Annotated in this window: 16 protein-coding genes; 9 read left to right on the plus strand and 7 right to left on the minus strand. The window is 49.6% G+C overall.

What is annotated here, in order from left to right; genetic code table 11:
* From IEW26_RS30435 to IEW26_RS23220, 3 genes are all read left to right on the plus strand, one after another.
* The gene (locus IEW26_RS30435) at positions 1 to 2,061 is read left to right on the plus strand and encodes an ABC transporter ATP-binding protein/permease (protein ID WP_229729989.1); all 2,061 of its coding nucleotides are present in this window, start codon (positions 1 to 3) and stop codon (positions 2,059 to 2,061) included.
* Between the two features lies 1 nt (position 2,062).
* Positions 2,063 to 4,081: an amino acid ABC transporter ATP-binding/permease protein gene (locus IEW26_RS23215; protein ID WP_188594088.1), complete on the plus strand. Its 2,019-nt coding sequence runs from the start codon at positions 2,063 to 2,065 to the stop codon at positions 4,079 to 4,081.
* A gap of 475 nt (positions 4,082 to 4,556) precedes the next feature.
* Positions 4,557 to 5,675, plus strand: coding sequence for an IS110 family RNA-guided transposase (locus IEW26_RS23220; RefSeq protein ID WP_188594089.1), 1,119 nt, complete (start codon positions 4,557 to 4,559; stop codon positions 5,673 to 5,675).
* Positions 5,676 to 6,471: 796 nt separating this feature from the next.
* Here the strand turns inward: IEW26_RS23220 and IEW26_RS23225 are convergent.
* On the minus strand, positions 6,472 to 7,494 hold the full coding sequence (locus IEW26_RS23225) for a LacI family DNA-binding transcriptional regulator (RefSeq protein WP_145404627.1): 1,023 nt from the start codon (positions 7,492 to 7,494) through the stop codon (positions 6,472 to 6,474).
* A gap of 504 nt (positions 7,495 to 7,998) precedes the next feature.
* Between IEW26_RS23225 and IEW26_RS23230 the strand changes: the two genes are divergently transcribed.
* The 3 genes from IEW26_RS23230 to IEW26_RS23240 all read left to right on the plus strand — a co-directional run bounded on the left by IEW26_RS23230 (position 7,999) and on the right by IEW26_RS23240 (position 11,289).
* Positions 7,999 to 9,342, plus strand: coding sequence for an ABC transporter substrate-binding protein (locus IEW26_RS23230; protein WP_188594090.1), 1,344 nt, complete (start codon positions 7,999 to 8,001; stop codon positions 9,340 to 9,342).
* 235 nt (positions 9,343 to 9,577) lie between these two features.
* A complete protein-coding gene (locus tag IEW26_RS23235) occupies positions 9,578 to 10,471 on the plus strand; it encodes a carbohydrate ABC transporter permease (protein ID WP_188594091.1) in 894 nt (297 codons plus the stop codon).
* A complete protein-coding gene (locus IEW26_RS23240; RefSeq protein ID WP_145404623.1) occupies positions 10,471 to 11,289 on the plus strand; it encodes a carbohydrate ABC transporter permease in 819 nt (272 codons plus the stop codon). Before IEW26_RS23235 ends, IEW26_RS23240 begins: the two co-directional genes overlap by 1 nt.
* Positions 11,290 to 11,397: 108 nt before the next feature.
* On the opposite strand, the gene IEW26_RS23245 is transcribed toward IEW26_RS23240, so the two are convergent.
* From IEW26_RS23245 to IEW26_RS23255, 3 genes are all read right to left on the minus strand, one after another.
* Positions 11,398 to 12,357: an MraY family glycosyltransferase gene (locus IEW26_RS23245; RefSeq protein ID WP_111270670.1), complete on the minus strand. Its 960-nt coding sequence runs from the start codon at positions 12,355 to 12,357 to the stop codon at positions 11,398 to 11,400.
* A gap of 116 nt (positions 12,358 to 12,473) precedes the next feature.
* Positions 12,474 to 13,310: a hypothetical protein gene (locus tag IEW26_RS23250; RefSeq protein WP_188594092.1), complete on the minus strand. Its 837-nt coding sequence runs from the start codon at positions 13,308 to 13,310 to the stop codon at positions 12,474 to 12,476.
* Positions 13,310 to 13,621 (minus strand): ArsR/SmtB family transcription factor, encoded by a 312-nt coding sequence (locus IEW26_RS23255; protein WP_111270668.1) that lies wholly within the window; start codon positions 13,619 to 13,621, stop codon positions 13,310 to 13,312. The genes IEW26_RS23250 and IEW26_RS23255 overlap by 1 nt, the downstream gene beginning before the upstream one ends.
* A gap of 204 nt (positions 13,622 to 13,825) precedes the next feature.
* On the opposite strand from IEW26_RS23255, the gene IEW26_RS23260 reads away from it, so the two are divergent.
* Positions 13,826 to 14,371, plus strand: a complete 546-nt coding sequence (locus IEW26_RS23260) for a nuclear transport factor 2 family protein (RefSeq protein WP_229729990.1) — start codon at positions 13,826 to 13,828, stop codon at positions 14,369 to 14,371.
* 1,240 nt (positions 14,372 to 15,611) lie between these two features.
* On the opposite strand, the gene IEW26_RS23265 is transcribed toward IEW26_RS23260, so the two are convergent.
* The 3 genes from IEW26_RS23265 to IEW26_RS23275 all read right to left on the minus strand — a co-directional run bounded on the left by IEW26_RS23265 (position 15,612) and on the right by IEW26_RS23275 (position 18,936).
* Positions 15,612 to 16,439, minus strand: coding sequence for a carbohydrate ABC transporter permease (locus tag IEW26_RS23265; RefSeq protein WP_111270667.1), 828 nt, complete (start codon positions 16,437 to 16,439; stop codon positions 15,612 to 15,614).
* Positions 16,440 to 16,460: 21 nt separating this feature from the next.
* Entirely contained in the window at positions 16,461 to 17,411 is a 951-nt protein-coding gene (locus IEW26_RS23270; protein WP_373288539.1) for a carbohydrate ABC transporter permease, read from the minus strand.
* A 250-nt stretch (positions 17,412 to 17,661) separates the two neighbouring features.
* Positions 17,662 to 18,936, minus strand: a complete 1,275-nt coding sequence (locus IEW26_RS23275) for an ABC transporter substrate-binding protein (RefSeq protein WP_188594093.1) — start codon at positions 18,934 to 18,936, stop codon at positions 17,662 to 17,664.
* 401 nt (positions 18,937 to 19,337) lie between these two features.
* Here IEW26_RS23275 and IEW26_RS23280 point away from each other — a divergent pair, with 401 nt between their 5' ends.
* Entirely contained in the window at positions 19,338 to 20,105 is a 768-nt protein-coding gene (locus tag IEW26_RS23280; RefSeq protein ID WP_188594094.1) for a GTP cyclohydrolase II, read from the plus strand.
* 219 nt (positions 20,106 to 20,324) lie between these two features.
* Positions 20,325 to 20,891 carry a glycerol-3-phosphate responsive antiterminator gene (locus tag IEW26_RS23285; RefSeq protein ID WP_188594095.1) on the plus strand — a complete coding sequence of 189 codons (567 nt, stop codon included), beginning with the start codon at positions 20,325 to 20,327 and terminating at the stop codon, positions 20,889 to 20,891.
* Positions 20,892 to 20,908: the final 17 nt, after the last annotated feature.

The following is a 20,908-nucleotide window of genomic DNA, read 5'->3' on the forward strand; positions in this document are numbered from 1 at the left end:
ATGGGACGCGGGCTGATGAAGCTGCCGGGCATCCGGCCGGTACTCGCGCTGGCCTCTGCACTGGTGCTGCTGCAGGCGATGACCATTATTATGCAGGCCAAATGGCTGGCACAGGCCATTACGGCATTGTTTGAAGGTTCTCCTGTATCATCGCAGGTTCCTGTGCTGCTGCTGTTCCTGGCTGCTTTTGCCGCCCGCTATGCCCTGTCATTCTGGCTGCAGCTTGTCACCACACGATATGCGGAGAGAACGGGAACGGACCTGCGCAGACAGATGACGGAACAGTGGTTTCGGCTCGGTCCGCGTTACGCCAAAACCGAAGGCACAGGACATCTGGTAACGCTGGCGCGTGAGGGGATTGCTCAGTACAAAACGTATCTGGAGCTGTTCATACCGCGTATGCTTGGCACGGGATTTACACCTGTAATCATTCTGTTATTCGTGTTCAAACTGGACACCATGTCCGGTATCATTTTGATGCTGACGCTGCCGATTCTGATTGTGTTTATGATTCTGATTGGGCTTGCGACCCAGCGCAAAATAGACGGACAGTTCAAATCCTACAAAGCGCTGGCAAATCATTTTGTAGATACGCTTCGCGGGCTGGAAACGCTCAAGACACTCGGGCAAAGCAAGACGCATGAAGGCTCCATTATGCGGGTGAGTCAGCGGTATCGCAAAGCAACGATGTCTACCCTTCGCATGGCGTTTTTGTCCTCGTTTGCGCTCGATTTCTTCACTATGCTGTCGGTTGCTTCGGTAGCTGTAGGGCTTGGGCTGCGTCTAACGGAAGGCAATATGCTGCTCGGCCCCGCCCTGACGGTGCTGATTCTGGCGCCGGAATATTTCCTGCCTGTTCGTATGCTGGGTGCGGATTATCATGCGACACTGGATGGCAAGGAAGCCGGGGAAGCGATCAATAAAGTGATAGAACGGGGAAAGGCTGCAGAGCAGCGACAGATGCAAGCCTATGCAGGTGTAGTGCATCATGGAGATGAACTGGAGAGAGCTGGGGCAGGTGATAGAGTGTCTGATCATCTGTCGTCAACCATACCCCATGCCCCCTCCACAACACGTACATTGGATAAATCAGAAACAACAAACACACCAGACACAACAGAAACATCAGATAAACTAAACGCAACAAGCACATCAGTCATGCTAGAGACGCAGGCCCCTGCTGCTTCAAGGCTGCGTGTTGTCTTTAATCGGGATAAACATGAGATGGAGCTGTCTGCCACTTCTTCCGATCATGGTGTGCTTGGTGCATCTCCAGTCTCCTTGTGTTCTGCCGATTCTTCGGCATCGATGTCCTCGTGGGGAGAGTGCAGCCGATTAGCGCTGACAGATATTCAGGTTCAACATGAAGCCGAGGGACCTTATTCTCTGCGGGATGTGACATTTCAACTGGCGGGCCTAGGCAAAATCGGGATCATTGGCGCCAGCGGAGCCGGAAAATCAACATTGATGGATGTGCTCGCAGGTTTCCAGATTCCAACAAGCGGGCAAGTGCTGGTTAATGGTCGGCACCTTACCCCGGAACTTCTCAAGGCCTGGCGAAGCCAGACGGCGGCTATTCCGCAGCATCCTTATATATTCAGCGGCTCCATTGCAGATAACATTCGTTTCTACTTGCCGGATGCATCCGATGCCGAGGTAGCTCAGGCTGCTCAGGCAGCAGGGCTGACGAAGCTGTTATCATCGCTGCCAGGCGGTCTGCATGAAGAGATTGGTGCGGGGGGCAGACAGCTCAGCGGCGGCCAGGAGCAGCGTGTTGCGCTGGCAAGAGCTTTGCTCAGTGAACGCAGCGTGCTCCTGCTTGACGAACCTACAGCTCATCTGGACGTGGAGACCGAATATGAGCTGAAGCAGACCATGCTGCCGCTGTTTGAAGGCAAGCTTGTTTTTCTGGCGACACATCGTCTGCACTGGATGCCGCATATGGATCGCATTATCGTCATGGAGGGCGGCACAGTGGCAGAGATGGGCACACATCAGGAACTGCTGGCAAGACGCGGGGCATATTATCACATGATTCAGGCGCAGATGGAGGCGATATGAGATGAAATCCGGATATTCAAGAGTGGAGACAGAACAGAGTGAGCAACCAACAAACAGCTGGATCGCTCCATACACAGCACAGTACCGCTGGAGATTTATAGGTGCAATTGCACTGGGCACATGCGCGGCACTCTGTGCGGTGATGCTGCTGTTCACCTCTGGATATCTGATCTCGAAGTCTGCGCTGCGTCCTGAAAACATACTGATGGTATACGTTCCTATTGTAGGCGTACGTGCCTTTGGGATTTTCCGGGCAGTGTTCCGCTATGCCGAACGGCTGGCGGGGCATGATGCTGTCCTGCGTGTACTTGCGGATCAGCGGGTGAAGCTGTACCGCATTTTGGAACCGCAGGCCTTGTTCCTGCGCTCACGCATGCAGACCGGTGATGTGCTTGGCGCACTTGCCGATGATGTGGAGCGTCTGCAGGATATTTATCTGCGCACCGTATTTCCGGCGGTGACTGCGCTTGTAATCTATGGTGCGGCTGTGCTTGCTTTTGGTAGTGTTGATCCGATGTTTGCCGTATGCATGGCGCTGTATATGTTAGTTATCGCGGCGGTATTGCCTGCAATATCCTTGAGATTAACCTGGAGATGGCGTGTGCAGCTGAAAAGAGAAAACAGCAAGCTGTACACACGTCTCACCGACGGTGTACTTGGGCTTGGAGACTGGATTGCCAGTGGCAGAGCGGCGGCGTTTATACAGTGGCAGGAAGAGGATGAGGAGCAAGCCGAACAGATTCGCCGCAGATTGCGGCGCTGGAATCGGTGGCGTGATTTCATTGCACAGTTTGTCATCGGGCTGATGGTGGTTTCGGTAACCTTGTGGGCAGGGCATGCAGCCTCTGCTGCCCAGCTGCCTGCGGTCATGATTGCTGCCTTCGTACTGGTGCTGTTTCCGCTAACGGAATCTCTGCTGCCTGTAGGTGATGCGCTCGGGCATGTGCCGGATTACCGTGAATCATTGGAGCGGTTGAACAAGCTGGAAGGACAAGAGGGAACGGGTACGGATACGGTTGGAAAAAAAGATAGAGATAATAGAATCAAGTATACAGACAAAAACAGAAACCAGGATCGAAGCAAGGATAGTGGAGGTTATAACGAGCAGTATAAGGAGCAGCGGCAAGATTCTCGGGAATCCGGTTTGAAAACGGAGCAGCGTTCCAGTTCGATCCGTGGGTACAGGGATGACAGCAGTACTGCTGCGGACGGACGAATTCGGCTGCGAATCCCGCCCAAACTTCGTGCGGATATTGCCATTGAGCAGGTGAGCTATCGGTATGCCCCAGAAGGGGAATATGCTCTTCAGGACATCTCCCTGCATCTGCCTCAGGGCAAACGGCTGGCAATCCTGGGTCGCAGCGGTGGCGGCAAATCAACCCTGCTGAAGCTGATCCAGGGTGCGTTGTCTCCGTCATCAGGACAAGTATTGATTAATGATCTGCCTGTCGAGATGCTGGGCGAGAGTGTAACCGAGGTTGTAGCGGTGCTGAATCAAAGTCCGCATCTCTTCGACACCACTGTTGCGAACAATCTGCGGATTGGAAGGCCGGATGCAACAGATGAGGAGATTCGGCAGGTGGCTGCACAGGTTGGCCTGGCTGGTCTGATCGAATCGTTACCGCAGGCATATCATACCCCGATGCTGGAGACAGGACTGCGCTTCTCTGGCGGAGAGCGTCAGCGGATTGCACTGGCCCGTGTGCTGCTACGGAAGACACCGGTTGTTATTTTTGACGAACCGACCGTGGGGCTGGACCCTGTGACAGAACGCGAACTGATGCGTACGATGCTGGACAGCCTGCAAGGCAAAACGTTAATCTGGGTTACCCACCACCTGATTGGGGCAGAGAAGATGGACGAAATTGTATTTGTGGAAAATGGAAAAATCGTCATGCAGGGTTCTCACGAACAGCTGCTGGCTCGGGAAGAGCGTTACCGCCGGCTCATTGAGCTGGACCGCCCCGGTTGGCTTGAGCGGCAGCATGAGACACCGCTGCCACCTGCAGCTTCCAAATAGTCGGCCTGAGGGGCACGTTCGGCATTGGATACAGGATAAGAGCAGGCGAGGGACAATTGAAGTTCAGGAGTTATTCTCTGGAATTGATTCTCCAGAATTGATTCTCTGCAATTTCATGTGATTCCAACTGACCTCATAGTAATGTTTGAGGATGCACCCACGCTCTTTGTGGTCACATGTCTTTGAGTATCAATAAATCAGAAAGCTAAAATCCAAAGAGACGAAGCGGGACAATCCTGCTTCGTCTTTTTGGGATTTTTGGCTGGGTGTGCTGTTATTGGTTACTGTTCTGGCTGGCGTAAAATATCGCTAACGATCTGAGGCGACGCTATTTGGCTCATTTCAGGTCATTTCAGAAGCTAGCTATGATGAACATAAACCAAGGATAGCCCTCCATATTGCTGCACTCGTAGGTTAAAATGGAAAGTGACAAAACCACCATTTCAGAGCTACACAGCAAAGGAGAGCTATTACTATGAAGTTTACCACAAAATTCATCGGTTTAGATGTGTCCAAAGAAAAAATTTCGGTTGCCATTGCAGACGAAGGCCAAGCCAAATCTCGGTATTACGGAACCATCGCTCATACACCTGCCGCTCTACGTAAACTCATTAAAGGGCTCGGACCCGCAAGTTCCCTATCCTTTTGTTATGAGGCAGGGCCGACAGGGTACGAAACTCACCGCTGGATTGAATCCATGGGCGCACATTGTGTGGTCATCGCGCCTTCTCTTATCCCCAAACGTGCTGGAGATCGCGTGAAAACCGACCGCCGAGATGCAGAACAATTGGCGCGTTTGTTCCGTGCGGGTGAACTAACTCCGATTTATGTGCCTGCTCGGGAGGATGAAGCTCTTCGTGAGTTGGTTCGTGCACGTGAAGCCGCGAAAGAGGATGCTCATCGGGCCCGTCAGCGTGTTCTCAAGTTTTTGCTACGCCACCAGATCCACCGGCCGGAGCACATCAAGCGGACCTGGACGAAAAAGTACAGGGTGTGGCTGAGCCAAGTCACTTTTCCACAATCCTCCATGCAAACGGCATTTACGGAATATCTTCATACGTTACGTGAGGTGGAGGAGCGGATTGGCCGGCTCGACCAAGCGTTAATTGACGAAGCGGCCACTCATCCCAAAGCGGAAATGATTCGTATCCTGCAATCTCTTCGCGGCATTGGTTTTCTAACGGCGGTTACCCTGGTTTCCGAAATCGGTTCGTTTGCTCGGTTTTCTTCCCCAGCGAAACTCATGGCTTATTTAGGTCTGGTTCCCCGTGAGCATTCGTCGGGAGCCAGCACCAAACGGGGCAGTCTCACCAAAACGGGAAACGGTCGCCTGCGTCGGACCTTGATTGAATCGTCCTGGAGCTACCGTCACCGACCTGCGATTAAAGGGGACCTGGCTCTCCGTTTAGAAGGTGTGTCCGCGGATGTACAACTCATTTCATGGAAAGCGCAGAACAGGCTTCATACCAAGTACCGCCGTCTGATTTTTGGTAAACACAAGCACCCCAATGTGGCGATTGCTGCCGTAGCACGAGAACTGATGGGCTTTATCTGGGCGGTTGCACGAACCGTGGAACAGCCGAACGCACAGTAAGTCGTTTTTGCATACGTTGGAGACGATCGTCACAAGGGGAAAAGGGTAAAACCCGGAGCCTTAGGCCCGGTGGTTCATGAAAAGGTTCGGGAGAGAATCCACGAGAATCGTTTGCACCAGGTTGTGTATCAGCTTGACGTGCGTTTCTAGCTTGTCCAAGCTCTCCTTGACGAAGGCATAACATGTGGTAACCAACCCACGGATAGCAGCGTGCCAACCGTCGCTCGCATATGGACCCCCGCGCTTAGGGCTTCGAGGAAATCGCAGCATTTATGCTGGGCTTGACAAAAATGTTCATAGCAGCAACGATTCTGAGAAACGCTATTATCGTCTTTTTGCCCGAAAATCACCCTGAATTATGCATTTTGGGAGAAATAGCGTCGCTGGGAATCGTTAGAATTTTCGTGAAGCCTAAATCAGGCAAATAAGCTTTCTGGGGATCGTTAGGACTTCGCACGGCTCAACTTATGTTATATTGAGCTATCCATTTATTTATCTACTTTCGGCGTTTAATTCAAGGTCCTCCATCCAGTCGCCCGACGCGTAACCCAGGCTCTCTCCTCCAACTCACCGTTATTGTGCACTTAGAGGGAGCCCTGTAGCCAGCCGATCATCCATCCACACACCCATCCACACACCATCCACGAACCCATCCACGAACCCATCCACTCATCCCATACACTCACTTATCTATCCATTCAATCAACAATCACTCTACCGCTCACTAACTCCTTCACTTACTCCCTAACTCACTTACCGAGCAACCTCAAGCACAGCACGCCCTGCATACAAACATTTACTGACCTGTGGGCAAGGTGCCGCAAGAGTGACGAAGCACAAGCTCGGGTTCTACTTTAATGCAGCGATTATCCATCTGTTTGTTCATCAGATCGAACAGGATCATGGCGGCCAGCCGTCCGATTTTGTCTGTGTCCTGTTTTACGGTGGTTAGCGGCGGATCACTGTAACGGCAAGCTTCAATGTCATCACATCCAGCCACCGCGATGTCCTCTGGTATACGCAGACCCGCCTCCTTAAAGGCACGAATAGCACCAAAGGCAAGCAGGTCAGTCGCTGCGAATACAGCACGTGGCAATACCTCGGCCGATAATAGCTTTTTGGCTGCCTCGTAACCATCTGTAGCGGCATAATCCTTACTGTACACAAGCCATTCAGGCCGCTCTTCGAGACTAAACTGCTTTAGTGATTGTTTAAAGGCTTGTTCCCGCTGCTGCATCACAATGGAGGCACGCTGGAGTCCGATAAATCCAAGATCCCGATACCCGTTCATATAGAACTGCTCCACCACTTTGGTCGATATTTTTTCGTTATCGGACATGATGTAACAGGAGTTTTGTCCGGTCAGCTCAATATCAATTCCGATACATGGAATCGGGCTGGCATCAAGGTCGGATACACTGCTCTCCACCTCGTCACCCGCAATAATAATGCAGCCATCCACTTGAAAATATTTGGATCTCGCCAAATAGTCCTCACCCTGCTCGAGAAACTTTTCATTGGAAAAGAAGAGCAGATCGTATCCTAACAGCCCGATTTGTTTCTTAAAGGCATTAATGACCTCTACAAAGAACGGGTGACTGAAATCCACATTCAGTTTCCCTGCAAAAACCACACCCACAAGATGAGATTTCTTAGTCGCAAGTGTTTTGGCGGAAGAGGAGGGGCGGTAGCCGGTTTCCTCCATAATTTTGAGCACACGCTGGCGTGTCTCATCGCCAATATCAGGGTAGTTGTTAATGATTTTGGATACCGTTGCAACAGACACGCCGGCTAAACGAGCTATCGTTTTAATATTCATATCATCCCTCAAATTCTAAACTAGTTTCGTAGATTGTGGCTGTGCCTCTTTACGCATTCCTGCCAACATTCTATGTCACAACCTCCAGAGAGTCAATGAAGTAAAGGGACTGCTGAGATGAATTATGCTATGTATAGAGCTGTTTTATACATTCAATTCTCAAAACTGCGAAAATAAAATGGTGTTTTAGTAAATTCATAATCTTTGTTAAGATATCTAGCATTCTTTTTCAGATAAGAAAGAGAGAAGTTTGAACCATATATCCTTCTGGATATTTATGTATTTCGTAAAACGAGTTTTGTCAACACCGACTGTGGAGTCCTTAAATCCCTGATTTGGCGCGGGTTTACTCTAATAAATTGAAAAAAAGTAAATAAACTATTTACAAATTTATCTGGCGAAGTCATAATGAGGGTGTATTTGACGAAACTGATTTCGTAAATTCGAAAAATTATTGTAATCATGAATTTGTAATTCAATCTTGTATGGTTGGGGGAAAGTCGTATGAAAAGAAAAATGTTAATGATTTCACTTGTAACCGTTTTATTGTTTGTGCTTGCAGCCTGCAACAGCAATTCTACGGATTCGGATGGGAAGGCGTCTACAGATAACGGCAAAAAAGTGACGTTAAAGATCATTCACTGGCAGCAAGAAAATATCAACAATTACATCAAGCAGTTCAATGCCAAATTCGAAGAGAAATACCCCGATGTGAAGGTGGAGTATACAACTGTTCCGGCGGATGCTACGTATGATCAGCTGATGCAGACGCGGATGAACGCGGGCAGTACGGGTGATGTGGATATTATTCCGTTGAAGTCCAGCTTTGTGGGTGCTCCGCAAGACTGGTCCAAGGGTGCGGCTGATCCGATGTGGAAGCAGTGGATTGATGCAGGGCTGATTAGTGACTTGTCAGACCAGACTTTTATTAAAAACTATAACGAGGTCGATGTGCAAAATGCGATGACGTACAACGACAAAGTGTACGGTGTCAACATGGGTAAAGTGGCATTTACGGGGCTGTTCTACAATAAAGACCTTTTTGCCAAATACAATCTGCAGGTGCCAACAACGTGGGATGAACTGCAAAACGTGATCAAAGTGTTCAAGGATAATGGTGTAGAAGCGCTGGGCTTTGCAGGTAAAGATGTTTGGCCGATTGGTCTTGCTGTGCAAGGACTTCAAGCCTCCATACATGACGACCAGCTCAGCTACATCAAGGGTCTGTGGACGGGCCAAACCAAGCTGACTGATCCGGTACAGATTGAAGTGCTGCAGAAGGCTCAAACGTTGATGAACAGTGCAATGCCTGGTTTCATGGGGATTGACTATGGTACATTGCCAAGTTTGTTTGCGACAGGCAAGGTGGCGATGATTGCTGATGGTACGTGGGATGCAACGACGATTCAAGCAGCTAACCCGGAATTGAAGTTTGGTTATTTCCCGATTCCGGGCAGCAACGATGCGGCAAAGAACAAAGACTTGGCTGGTAAATACGATATGACCTGGATGGTTGTAGATAAATCACCGAACAAGGATTATGCATTGAAATGGCTGGAAATGTTGTCGGAGAAAGATAATTATACGGACTTTGTCAATGCTGCCGGATTCCTTCCGACACAGCCTGATGTACAGATTACGAGCGAATTTATTAAAGATATCCAGCCATATCTCGAAAACTTCAAACTTTCATGGGATCAGCTGTTTATTAACCGACAGAACGTAGGGCAATATATCGCCGAATCCAGTGTGCATGCAGAGATGCTCAAACCAGCTGGCCCAATCGCTACACCAGAGGAACTGGCGAGCAAATCACAAGCAGATTGGGATGCAGCAGCTCCGAAATAAATAACAAATCTGTGACCAGCCTTTAAGATTCAGGCGTGCGATCTATCTAGCTGTTCATACAGCTTACGATGATCAAAAATTCAGTCTTTCTTAAATGACATGAAGTCCTGCTTCTTGATGCAAGCTGTAACATAAACCGGAATAGCGCTTGGGGTAAGAGCCTTCAGGCCAGCCTCGATCAAGCAAAGCTGTTGTTCCGGTTTTTTAGTTTTACCCGATGAAAGGTGTGAGGACGATGTATCCGTTTGGAAAAGGGAAGGCACGGCTGATTCCTTATCTGTATTTGAGCATTCCGCTGCTGCTTTATGTCGTATTCGGCTTTGGCCCGTCTCTCGTAACCGTGCTTTTTTCGTTTACGGATGCGACAGGTGTGAGGGGTCAGGCATGGAGCTTTGTTGGCTTGGAAAATTATAAAACCTTCTTCGGCGCCTCTAATGCAGGAGATCGTCTGGATGCCATCGGGCGATCCTTGTATTTTGCGTTTGCAGTAGTCATCATCCAGAACGCAGTAGGTCTGTTTATGGCGATCCTGATTAACAAAAAGCTAAGAGGCGACAAGCTGTATCGTGCAGTATTCTTTTTGCCTGTCGTGCTGGGAGTAACGGTGTCCGGACTGATCTGGCAGCTCGTAGCGAATCCGCTCGGCGGGCCGGCGCAGTCGATTCTGAATTTTTTTGGCACCAGCTCCAACTTTTTCGGAGATTACAGCATTGCCTTTGAGCTGATTATTTTCGTACAAATCTGGATGTACATGGGCTATTCCATGACGATCTTTCTTGCAGGTCTGCAAACGATCCCGAGTGATCTGTACGAGGCGGGATATATGGACGGTGCATCGGGATGGAAGGCATTCACCAACATTACGTTCCCGATGATAGCTCCTTCTTTTACCGTGAATATGCTGTTGTCTATCATCGGCGCTTTACAAACCTTTGATATTATCTACGTGCTCACTGGCGGTAAATTTAATACAACGACGCTGGCTTTTGATGTTTATGCAACAGCATTTGGCAGCGGCACAGCCGATTATGGTCTGGCCTCTGCGGTAGCGATGATTCAATTCCTGTTTGTGTTTACCATCTCTATGGTTGCCTTGTTCTATCTTCGCAGAAGAGAGGTGGAAGTATAATGAAGCAGAGCAGAACGTCGAGAACAATCAGCTATATCATCGTGCTGTTGGTGCTTGCGTTATACGTCTTCCCTCTGTTCTATCTGTTTAATGTGTCGATGAAAACACAGACAGAGTATTTGCTGAATCCCGTAGCGCTTACGGAAGGCATTCGGCTGGAGAACTTTGCTGAAGCGTGGACGAAGGGCAGCTTCTCGCAGTATATGTGGAACAGTGTGCTCTATACAGGCATGTCTACACTGTTGACGTTGATTTTATCCGTATTTGCAGCATTTCCGCTTGCGCGCAGATATGTGAAGTTCAGTACACTGATCTATATTTTCTTTCTGATCTCAATGTATTTGCCGAATCCGCTGATTCCGCAGTTCTCATTGATCAATCAACTGGGTCTGTATAATACCCAAACGGGATATATATTGCTGAAAACGACGGGCACGGGCATTGCGTTTCTGATGTTTGTCGGTTATATCAAATCGGTATCACGCGAGCTGGATGAGGCAGCTGCCATGGACGGATGCGGGTACACAAGGTATTTGTTCACGATCCTCGTTCCATTAATGAAGCCGATTCTGGCTACGGGAATTATTTTGACAGCGATCGGGGTATGGAATGATATTATCGGACCGACCATTTATTTGTCTGATCCGAACTACCAGCCAGTAACGAAAGGGCTGTTCACATTCTATGGGCAGTACATGAATAACTGGCCGCTGTTGGCGTGTGGTATCCTCATTGTTACGCTGCCGCTGGTGGTGCTGTACGTTGCATTGCAGCGCTTCATCGTTGGCGGGGCAATGGCTGGAGCAGTGAAATCATAAGGAACAAGAAAGCAAGAAAGCCACCCTCATTGAACATGAAGGTGGCTTTTGGTATTTCTATTGTTTCATACGAGCAAGTATTTACCGCTTGGTGGAACAAGCTTTTTTTTACATATCCACTAACAACAAAATAATAGAGGACAGGCACAGACAGGTGCTGACCAGATAAAGCACGGCTACGACCTGTTTGTGGTTCAGACCGGCACGCAGCAGGCGATAATGAGCCTGACTTGCATCGGCCTGGTAGATCGCTTTGCCTTGAAGGAAACGTTTGATCACAACGAAAATATTATCGAAGATCGGTACGCCGAGCGCCAGAATCGGAATGAAAATGGACAGCATCGTGGCTTGTTTGAATGCACCGTCAAGTGCGATCACCGCCAGAATAAAGCCAAGGAATGTAGCACCTGCGTCGCCCATAAATACTTTGGCAGGAGCCTTGTTGTATTTTAGATAACCCAGTGTTACCCCGACCAGTGTGATGGACATGAGTGCAGAATCGGTCTGTCCCTTCGTTATGGCTACAATAAACAGTGTAATTGCCGAGATTGCAGACAAGCCACCAGCCAGTCCATCCATGCCGTCCGAGAAGTTAATTACGGTCGTTACACCGAATATCCACAGGATCGTCAGAATGAATTGCAGCCAGATCGGCAGCAGTACATATTCCGCATTGAACGGATTCACGAAGCCGGTAAACGCAATGCCAGAAGCGAAAACGAGCACTGCAGCAGAGACCTGAATAATCATTTTAGGAAGAGCGGGAAAGTCTTTCCCTTTGGTTTTGTACCAGTCATCAATCGTACCGATTGTCAGAAGAAGCATGCCGCCTGCGACCAGTGCAGCCGTTTCCCAAGTCAGTTCTTTTGTCAGAGCAATGTATGTCAGGAAAAATCCAGTAAATATCGCGTAGCTCGCCGTCAATGGTATCGGTTGCCTGTGCAGCTTGCGCTCCACGTCTTCCCGGGGCTTGTCCACAAAATCCAACCTGTGCGCCAGCCGGCCCAGCGGCGGAATCAGCAGAACCACGACAGCAAAAGACAATATGAAAGCCAGTATGTATATCATAAACTCGCTTGGTTCACTCCCATCATCCCATTTCCTCCTATTATACGAGTTTACCTCGAAATCTGTCGATGTCAGTATTGTAACCAAACTGCTGAGGAGCAGGCTTCAGTCGGTGTTTAGTCACTCGTTTGAGGCAGATAGGGACCAAAATATTCAAGCACGTTTCTGGCATGGTAACCGTCATCCCCTTGCCAGGTTGCCGCGAAAACAAAGTCATGCGAACCACCTTTGCGATTCCTTGGTTTATCTCCAGGAACCAGAATGCCGGCGGCAGCCCAGATTTCCAGCAGAGCATCGCGCTCCTGTTTACTGGAGGGTAGACAAGCCTTCCACTTTTTCTCCAGAGAGCGGGCGCTGTCTTTCGGATCTCCCGTCTGTGCAGCCTCCAGCAGCTGTGCAAGTATCGCTTGGTCTTCCGCAGTCACTTCGAATGGGGAAACGTTGTTACTATTGCTGTCGCTGTGCTCCCGAAGCAGCAGTTCGAGATCCATCAGGCAGTAAAGCAGCCAGCCGTGACGCACACCGCCCCATTTGAAGCGTTCAAAATTCAGCACATTCAGGTCGGCATCAACGTAATTTTCATCTGATTGGATACGGAGAAAGTTGCAGTCTCCGCAGGCGCTTGTGTTGGCATGTAGAGCCGGGCGTTCGCTGAAGGTATGTAATGGCATATTTCTGGTCAAAGCCCAGCTGCTTAATGCGCTGCGCAAGTGTACTTTTTTGGTGGACAGACTATGGAGAAACGCAGTGATCACTTGTTCCTTGAGTGCAGGTTCCTGATGCATGCTGTGAAGGCGCTGTACAATCTCGTCATGAGTGATGGTAATCGGATCGAACATAATACCTTTGCTTTTGGCATATTCAAATTCCTCGCCAGAGAAAGGGCCGCAGGGCGACTTCCAGCCGCTTTTCCAGAAGGTGTTCATTAGAATTTTGACTGCTTTCTTGTCCATTAGTCCAAACCTCCTGTTTGCAGAATCATATCGACCAGACCTGGGAAACGTGTGTTGAGTTCATCCTTTCTGAGTGAATAGAAATGGTGTTTACCTTCAATTCGCGGCTGGATAATACCAGCTTCACGCAGCAGTTTGATGTGATGGGACAACGTTGATTTGGAGATATGATCGACTTCAAAAGCCGAGCAGTTTTTCTCGCCCGAGCTCGCCAGACAGTGTGCAATCTTCATACGTACCGGGTCACCCAGTGCATTGCAGACCTTGGTCAGACTCATCTCCGAAGCAGTAGGTATTTTTAAAGTTCTCATATTATAGACGGTAGCACATTCGGCATCGTCTTTCAATGTTCGAAAAATTTCGAATTGTATATTGCGATTCGGTGTAAAGGTGTGATACAGTTCTTCTCGTGATATTTAGTTCGAAATTATTCGAAATGAAGCGCGGTATGTTTTTTACACGATGAGATGTGCCGTTTAAGACAGACAGCATGAAATTAACAGGAGGCAATAGCAATGACAAATTCAGCAACAGCAACAACTGGAAAGCACAATCATACCAATGTTCCGAGCACCACCAATACTACGAGTACTACGAACACTTCAAACGCTGAAAGCGTGGAAGCGAACATCACAGGTCGTGCTGCGAACGCTGCCACCGACACACTCTTAGAAACAGCAGCAATTACGATGTTAAATAACTATTTCCGTTTATTTGATGCTTCCCGCACAGACGAACGGGCGATGCAGGACCTGCTTTCCCTGTTTACGCCGGATGCCGAGATTGTACTGAATGGCAGCAGCCGCAATGGATTCGAGGGATTTATGAAGGCTTTCTATGAGTACAACCAGGATATCAAACATTTGTGGGATGCGTGGGTGCTTCAGCCGGATGGCAGCTATCAGACCAACTGGGCAGTATGCGGCCAAGCGGCAGATGGCACAGTTTATGCGAAGGCAGGCATCGACATTGCACGTGTGAACGAGGCGGGGCAGATCGTGTATCTGGAGAACGTACAGGCAGACGAGAACGCATTCAGCAAATATAAGAACGAGCGCTAAAGGAACACTGAATGGGGGTTTGTGAAAAAAGCCCGAATGAACAGGCCCTTTCCATCTCTGATATGGGAAGGGCCTTCATTATAGAGCAAGACTCAGCGCCGTGCCGGACCAAACGGCAGTGCTGTTGGTTGAACTTACTGAAGCACTGGGTATAACCAGTGCTGGGTAGTACCACTGTGCGGTGCTAGATGTTCCGGCGGTGCTGTAAGTTATTGCCGCGCTGCGCGTTCTCGCCCTGCTGGAGTTACTCCTACGTTGTGCGTTCGGGTCCTGCTGTTAGTTGCTGCTGCGCTTTGCGTTTGGGCATGCTGCTAGCTGCTGCGGTGCTGTGAGTTCCGGTTATCTGTGAATTCCCGCATGCTATAGGTGGTTACTATACTACGTTGTGAAATTTGAACCATCTTGGTAGCAACTTCTTCGGTGTGCATTCGGACCATGATCTGAACTGCACAGTCCCGCCATACTGGTAGTTGCTACTGCGCTGTGCATTGCCCCTTACGGGACAGTACCGTGCCTCATACCATTGCTGTCGCTCGCTGCTTCAGTTGCGTTGTTCACCGATGTTCACCTATCTAACTACTTACCTGCCTGCACTGCCTGCTGTGCTGTAACTTCAATGGGGAAAACGGCATGAGTTGGTCATTTGCGTAGTCCAGGGTGGATGCGGCAGATGATACCCAAACTCTAACGATCCCCAGCGACGCTATTTAGCGAAAAAAGCAAGCTTGCAGATTCTAACGATCTCAAGAGACACTATTTACCTGAAAATCCCGTTTTTATGCTGCTTTTAGCCTGAAAAGTCACAAATAAGGCTTCTGGTGATCGTTAGATTTCAGAGTTGTGTTAAAACCCTCAAATAAGGTTTGTGGGAATCGTTAGCGTGTCGATAGCATTGATAGAACTGCAGTGCAACATGGTTGCTGGCATTGTGGCATGAAACGGATGCTGGCAATAGGGTGATGAGCATCATCAGTAGGCTGATCGCCCGTGCCCGCGTATTGCGCATTCCCAGGCTGATTGTCCGTATCTTCGCATTGCCCGGGCACAGGCTGAGCGCTCATGCCCGGGCAATACACATCAACTGTTAAGCGTAGCCCTCTTCCTGCTGTACCCCGCAAGCACGGTCAAGGCCGCACGCGCGCGCGCCTCTGCACTTCAGGTATCACCAAGCCGATTATCCCATCCCCACACACCTGTACTCAGTCTCGTCGTGTTGGCACAAACTTCTTCTTTACCAGACTTAATCCTTCACCGCGCCAGCAGCAATATCCGAGATGAACTGGCGGCTGATGAACAGGAACATAATGATGAGCGGAATGACAGCAAGCAGTGTGCCTGCAATAACCATGGCATAGTCTGTGTTATAGAGTCCGTTTAATTGAGACAACGCGATCTGGAGCGTATACTTGCGTGCATCCGTCAGTACGATCAGCGGCCACAGGTAGTCATTCCATACTCCGATGAAGGTGAATGCGCCGAGAAAAGCAAACGCAGGCCGCAGAATCGGCAAGGCTACATTCCAATACAGGCGAAAGAAATTACATCCGTCGATTCGCCCGGCATCCAGCAGGTCGCTCGGAATGGATTCCGTCGCATACTGGCGAATCCAGAAGATGCCGAAGGCGTTGACCATGCCCGGGATAATAAGGGCTTTGAAGGAACCCACCCACCCGAACGTGGCCATCAGCACGAAGGAAGGCACCAGCGACAGCTGGGAAGGCACCATCATGGTGGCGAGCAGCAGGACGAAGAGCCATTTTTTGCCCGGAAACTCGAACTTCGCAAATGCAAACCCCGCCAGTGAATCAAAAAATAACACCAGAAGGGTCACGACACCTGATACAAACAACGTATTCAGAAAGGCTCCCCAGAAATCAATCTGCTGCAGCACCCGTGTAATATTGTTCCACAGTTCACCGCCGAACCAGAGCTGGGGCGGAAACTTGTAGATGTCAGACGTTGTTCGGGTGGACATAACAATGAGCCAATAGAACGGGAACATGGATATGAGCATGCCACCGATCAGGCCGGTATACAGCACCAGCGACTTGAGATGTTTGGACGCCATGAGCGCTCCCCCCTTGTCACATCAGGATGATTTGCCTTGAACAAGCTTCCAGTTCACGATGGAGAACAGGGCAATGATCAGGAACATGCCCCACCCAACAGCAGCACCGTAGCCAAAGTAATTGTTGATGAAGGATTCGCGGTACAAGTACAGCACAATCGTCATACCTGCCGCTCCGGCTCCGCCGTCATTGCCTACAAGCACCTGCGGTTCAGTGAACAGCTGCATGCCGCCAATGGTGGAGGTGATGACCGTGAACAGGATGACTGGACGCAGCATAGGAATCGTAATGCGAAAGAAGGACTGTACCGCAGATGCGCCATCGATGCGGGCCGCTTCATACAAAGTCTGCGGGATGCTCTGCAATCCGGCCAGATAGATGATGGCGTTATATCCCGTCCAGCGCCACACGACCATAGAGGATATGGCCACCTTGATGCCCCATGGTGCATTCAGCCACTCGACCACCGGAAGGCCGACCGATTGCAGCAGATAGTTCAGAAAGCCGTAATTGTTAGCGAACAGCGCACCAAAGATGATCGCTACCGCTACAATAGACGTGACGTTTGGCAGAAAGTAACCGACCCGGAATAAAGTGCGAAACTTGATGAAAGGTGCATGTAGCAGGAATGCGATAATTAGCGCAAAGAAAAGCATCGGAATGGTCGAATAAATCCAGATCATAAAAGTGTTGCCCACCGCTTGCCAGAATTCGGCGTCTGTGAGCATGTATTTGAAATTGTTCAAGCCGTTATAGGTCATTACGCCGATGCCATCCCATTTGTGGAAGGCCAGATACAGCGAGAAGGCAATGGGAAACAGTCCGAACACAGCGAACAGAATATAAAAAGGCGAGATGGCGGCATAAAGCGCACGATGCTCCCATATGCGGGCCCAGAGTGATTTATGCCGATCCAGATCGGGCTGGAATGGGCCGGAATCCGGCGACATGCGAGGTTCGGTGACAGCCATATCAATTCCTCCTTTGCGGATAACGAAAGCACATCAAACGAAACGAAACGAAACGGAACGGAAGCCGATAGAACCAACGAAACCTGGTAGAACCAGCGAAACCCATTGAAAGCACGAAATCCAGCAAATCCAACATCACGAAATCCAACCAATCCAACCAAACAAGTAGAGGCTGCGAAAACCAATAAGAGCAAATGCCCATTATGGGAACGACGAGCGGACAGCATCATATAAAACCATAACGCCTGCCTTACCGTTGCAGCTCCCGCTCAACGCGGTGCACGGTATCCGGCCAGACCTGCTGCGGGTCGGCGTTTTGTTTGGCAATATCGTTCAGCCGCCGCGTAATGATGTTGTGTACCGATGGATATCGTTCGCCAAAAAAGGCATCCGGCACATGCTGCGCCGATTCGGCAAATACGGGTCCCGTTGCCTGCCCGCCGAAGAAAGGCTCCTTCTCTTTCATGACTGGTGCATCGAACACACCTGGAGCGGACGGGAACAGATTAATTGTCTTATATTGCTCGAGCTGATTCTCTGGACTCTGCAGCCAGCGAATGAGCTCGAAGGCCTCCTTGGGATGTTTGCTCGATTTCAAAATAGAGAGAAAGGAGCCGCCATTATTACCGTCTCCACCCGGAGCACGAGTGACACGCCACTGGCCGGAGGTATCAGGTGCTGCCTCCTGAAGCACCTGCTTCATCCAGACCGCGCCAACGAAGGAAGCAATCTCTCCGTTATTCATCGCCGCATTCCAGCCCGGTGTCCAGCCGTCGGCATTAGCCAGCAGTCCCTTTTCCTTGAAGGCAACGGCTGTATCCCAGCTTTTGCGTACAGCAGGGGAGTCCATGCCGATGAACGAGCCATCGGGACGGAAGTAGCGCTCGGCAGCTTGGGAGAGTACTTGGTTGTAAACGCTTCCAATATTGTCGGTCAGAAAAACCTTCCCACCGAGCTTATCCTTGATCTGTTCCCCGGCAGCAGCATAGGCATCCCAGTTATTGATCTGACGCGCAACCTCCTCCGGTTCGGATGGCAAACCTGCTTGTTTGAAAAGATCAGCGCGATAGAAGAGGGCTGTCGGTCCCGTGTCCATTGGAAAACCAATCATCTGTCCGCTTGGTGTCACACCCTGCTTCCATTTCCAAGGCAAATACTGATCCTCGATCTCCCCCGCGCCAAGATCATACAAATTATAGAAACGATCTTCACTTGGGAATAATTCCATAATCCAGTCGTTAAGGGCAACAATGTCCGGCTCACCTGAGCGCGCGGCGAGGGTGGTTTTGAGCTTGGCTTTGAAATCTCCACCAATCTTCTGCGCCGTCAGTTCAATATTCGGGAACTTTTCCTTGGCCTTGGCAATGAGCTTATCATCAATGGAGCGGTTCCAATACCATAATGTAAGCGTCACCTTTTTGCTGGAAACTGAATCATCCTGTCCCGGCCAGAACGAGCATCCGCTGATCAGCAGGACACAGACCATGATAATGGCTGTCCAGTAGGTTCTTTTTCGGCGGATCATGTGCATAACCCCCTCATCATTAGGTTTGAGGCAAGAAGTATTAAGGACGGCAGCTGGACTGTTTGGACTACACGAATAGTGTATGAACAGTTTCTAAACTCATACCCAATATTCCGCGATTGAAACACAATTTTGTGTCCATTGCGTAACATAATTTCAGTAGTTACTGAAAAAATAAAAGTTACTTGACACATTATAATTTTTATTCTAAACTAACTTACATTAAGTAACTAATGATGGTGAGAAAAATATAGATATGTTCCATTGCTATGCAAAGGGTGGCATACAAGGTTGCTTTGAGGTTGCTGTATTCGAGGCCGCTGTAACAGTGATCCAAGATCACATTGGCTACGAATGTATTATATTATGAGAAGAACATGGCTTAACAGGAGGAACGAACGATGATCAATTCACATATTATTCAACTGCTTGCCCCTAAAATTCAGACTTTTCCGAGTGGAAAAGAATTCATATATCTGGTGGGACCGATTAAGCTCCCGGTTAACCTGGATGGAGAGACGCGCACATTTCAGTGGTACAGCTGGCTGAAATCGGACAAAGCGATGGAGAGCGGCGAACTGATCGCTTCCCTCGCAGATGCCGAGCTGGCCGAACGCCAGCAATCCAGCGTGCTGGTGTATGGTGATTTCGCTGAAGCACAGGATGCGCTCATTCGTATGCACAGCATCTGTCACACGGGTGATATTTTCGGCAGCAAGCGCTGTGACTGCGGCTACCAGCTGGAGCAGTCCATGAAGATGATTGCTGCACACGGCGCAGGTGCGTTGTTCTATCTTGCGAATCATGAAGGACGTGGCATTGGCTTGTTCAGCAAAGCGATGGCTTATATTTTGCAAGAGGAAGGTCTGGATACGGTAGATGCGAACCTGCAGCTCGGCTTCACCGATGATGCTCGTAATTATGACGATGCGATTGCAGTACTGCGTGCGCTTCGCCAGGCTCCGGTGACGTTGATCACGAACAACCCTCGTAAACTGGCTGCTTTGCAGGAAGCAGGGCTAAATGTCGGTGGACGTGTTCCGCTGTGGGGAGATCGCTCTGCGTACAACGAGAAATATCTGCAAACCAAAGTAAGCCGTTCCGGTCACCTGGCAGACAGTGCCGGTTTGGCTGGGGCAGAGACGCTGCTTCCGCATGCGCAGGCGTGATGTAATCAACGAACTGACATAAAAAGAACTGAAACGAGAAATGAAAAACGAAATAAGGGGCCTCAGGCCTGACATAAATGGGCTGCTACTGCACTTTTCACATGAAAAGGAGCGTTAGCAGTCCTTTTGTCATTACCCGATTTGTGTTCGAAGTGGCTTGCCGTTGATGTGTGACGAATTATACAATATAGTCATCTGATGAATGCAGGGGGAACGAAGGTGCCATTTGAGGGACAGCGTATTTTGCCAGCTGCAAAGAGCATGAAGCAGTTTGAAGCGATAATCGAAGGGCCTTATACCTACGGGGTCATGTTGGAGACACACATTGCACAGCTTCAGAGCATGATGGAGCGGGCGCGCCGGTATGAGAAGAATATTCTGCTGCATGCCGATCTGGTGCAGGGGCTGAAGAATGATGAATACGCAGCAGAGTATCTGTGTCAGCATATCCGTCCGGCAGGACTGATCTCTACACGGGCCAGCATCATCCAGAAAGCAAAGCAAAAAGGCATTACGGCCATTCAGCGGGTATTTCTGCTGGACACACATGCACTCGAGAAAAGCTACCAGCTGCTTGCCAAAACACAGCCTGACTACATCGAGGTATTACCCGGGGTGATCCCGCATATTATCGCGGAGGTATCCGAGCGAACGGGCATTCCGATTATTGCAGGCGGGTTGATTCGTACACCGGAAGAGGTGGAGCTTGCGCTCGGGGTTGGAGCAGCGGCAGTAACAACATCCAATGCTGATTTGATCAAGCATTTCAAGAAATCGCTTACATGATAATGGTATGTACAGGA

The organism is Paenibacillus silvae (assembly GCF_014639235.1).
GTDB lineage: Bacteria > Bacillota > Bacilli > Paenibacillales > Paenibacillaceae > Paenibacillus > Paenibacillus silvae.

What these genes read in the sequence shown, in the direction of transcription:
- IEW26_RS23240 (WP_145404623.1), top strand. Translation starts at nt 10,471, where the DNA reads ATGAAGCAGAGCAGAACGTCGAGAACAATCAGCTATATCATCGTGCTG.
- IEW26_RS23280 (WP_188594094.1), top strand. Translation starts at nt 19,338, where the DNA reads ATGATCAATTCACATATTATTCAACTGCTTGCCCCTAAAATTCAGACT.
- IEW26_RS23245 (WP_111270670.1), bottom strand. Translation starts at nt 12,357, where the DNA reads ATGATATACATACTGGCTTTCATATTGTCTTTTGCTGTCGTGGTTCTG.
- IEW26_RS23270 (WP_373288539.1), bottom strand. Translation starts at nt 17,411, where the DNA reads ATGGCTGTCACCGAACCTCGCATGTCGCCGGATTCCGGCCCATTCCAG.
- IEW26_RS23260 (WP_229729990.1), top strand. Translation starts at nt 13,826, where the DNA reads ATGACAAATTCAGCAACAGCAACAACTGGAAAGCACAATCATACCAAT.
- IEW26_RS23235 (WP_188594091.1), top strand. Translation starts at nt 9,578, where the DNA reads ATGTATCCGTTTGGAAAAGGGAAGGCACGGCTGATTCCTTATCTGTAT.
- IEW26_RS23275 (WP_188594093.1), bottom strand. Translation starts at nt 18,936, where the DNA reads ATGATCCGCCGAAAAAGAACCTACTGGACAGCCATTATCATGGTCTGT.
- IEW26_RS30435 (WP_229729989.1), top strand. Translation starts at nt 1, where the DNA reads ATGGGACGCGGGCTGATGAAGCTGCCGGGCATCCGGCCGGTACTCGCG.
- IEW26_RS23250 (WP_188594092.1), bottom strand. Translation starts at nt 13,310, where the DNA reads ATGGACAAGAAAGCAGTCAAAATTCTAATGAACACCTTCTGGAAAAGC.
- IEW26_RS23225 (WP_145404627.1), bottom strand. Translation starts at nt 7,494, where the DNA reads ATGAATATTAAAACGATAGCTCGTTTAGCCGGCGTGTCTGTTGCAACG.
- IEW26_RS23265 (WP_111270667.1), bottom strand. Translation starts at nt 16,439, where the DNA reads ATGGCGTCCAAACATCTCAAGTCGCTGGTGCTGTATACCGGCCTGATC.
- IEW26_RS23230 (WP_188594090.1), top strand. Translation starts at nt 7,999, where the DNA reads ATGAAAAGAAAAATGTTAATGATTTCACTTGTAACCGTTTTATTGTTT.
- IEW26_RS23215 (WP_188594088.1), top strand. Translation starts at nt 2,063, where the DNA reads ATGAAATCCGGATATTCAAGAGTGGAGACAGAACAGAGTGAGCAACCA.
- IEW26_RS23255 (WP_111270668.1), bottom strand. Translation starts at nt 13,621, where the DNA reads ATGAGAACTTTAAAAATACCTACTGCTTCGGAGATGAGTCTGACCAAG.
- IEW26_RS23220 (WP_188594089.1), top strand. Translation starts at nt 4,557, where the DNA reads ATGAAGTTTACCACAAAATTCATCGGTTTAGATGTGTCCAAAGAAAAA.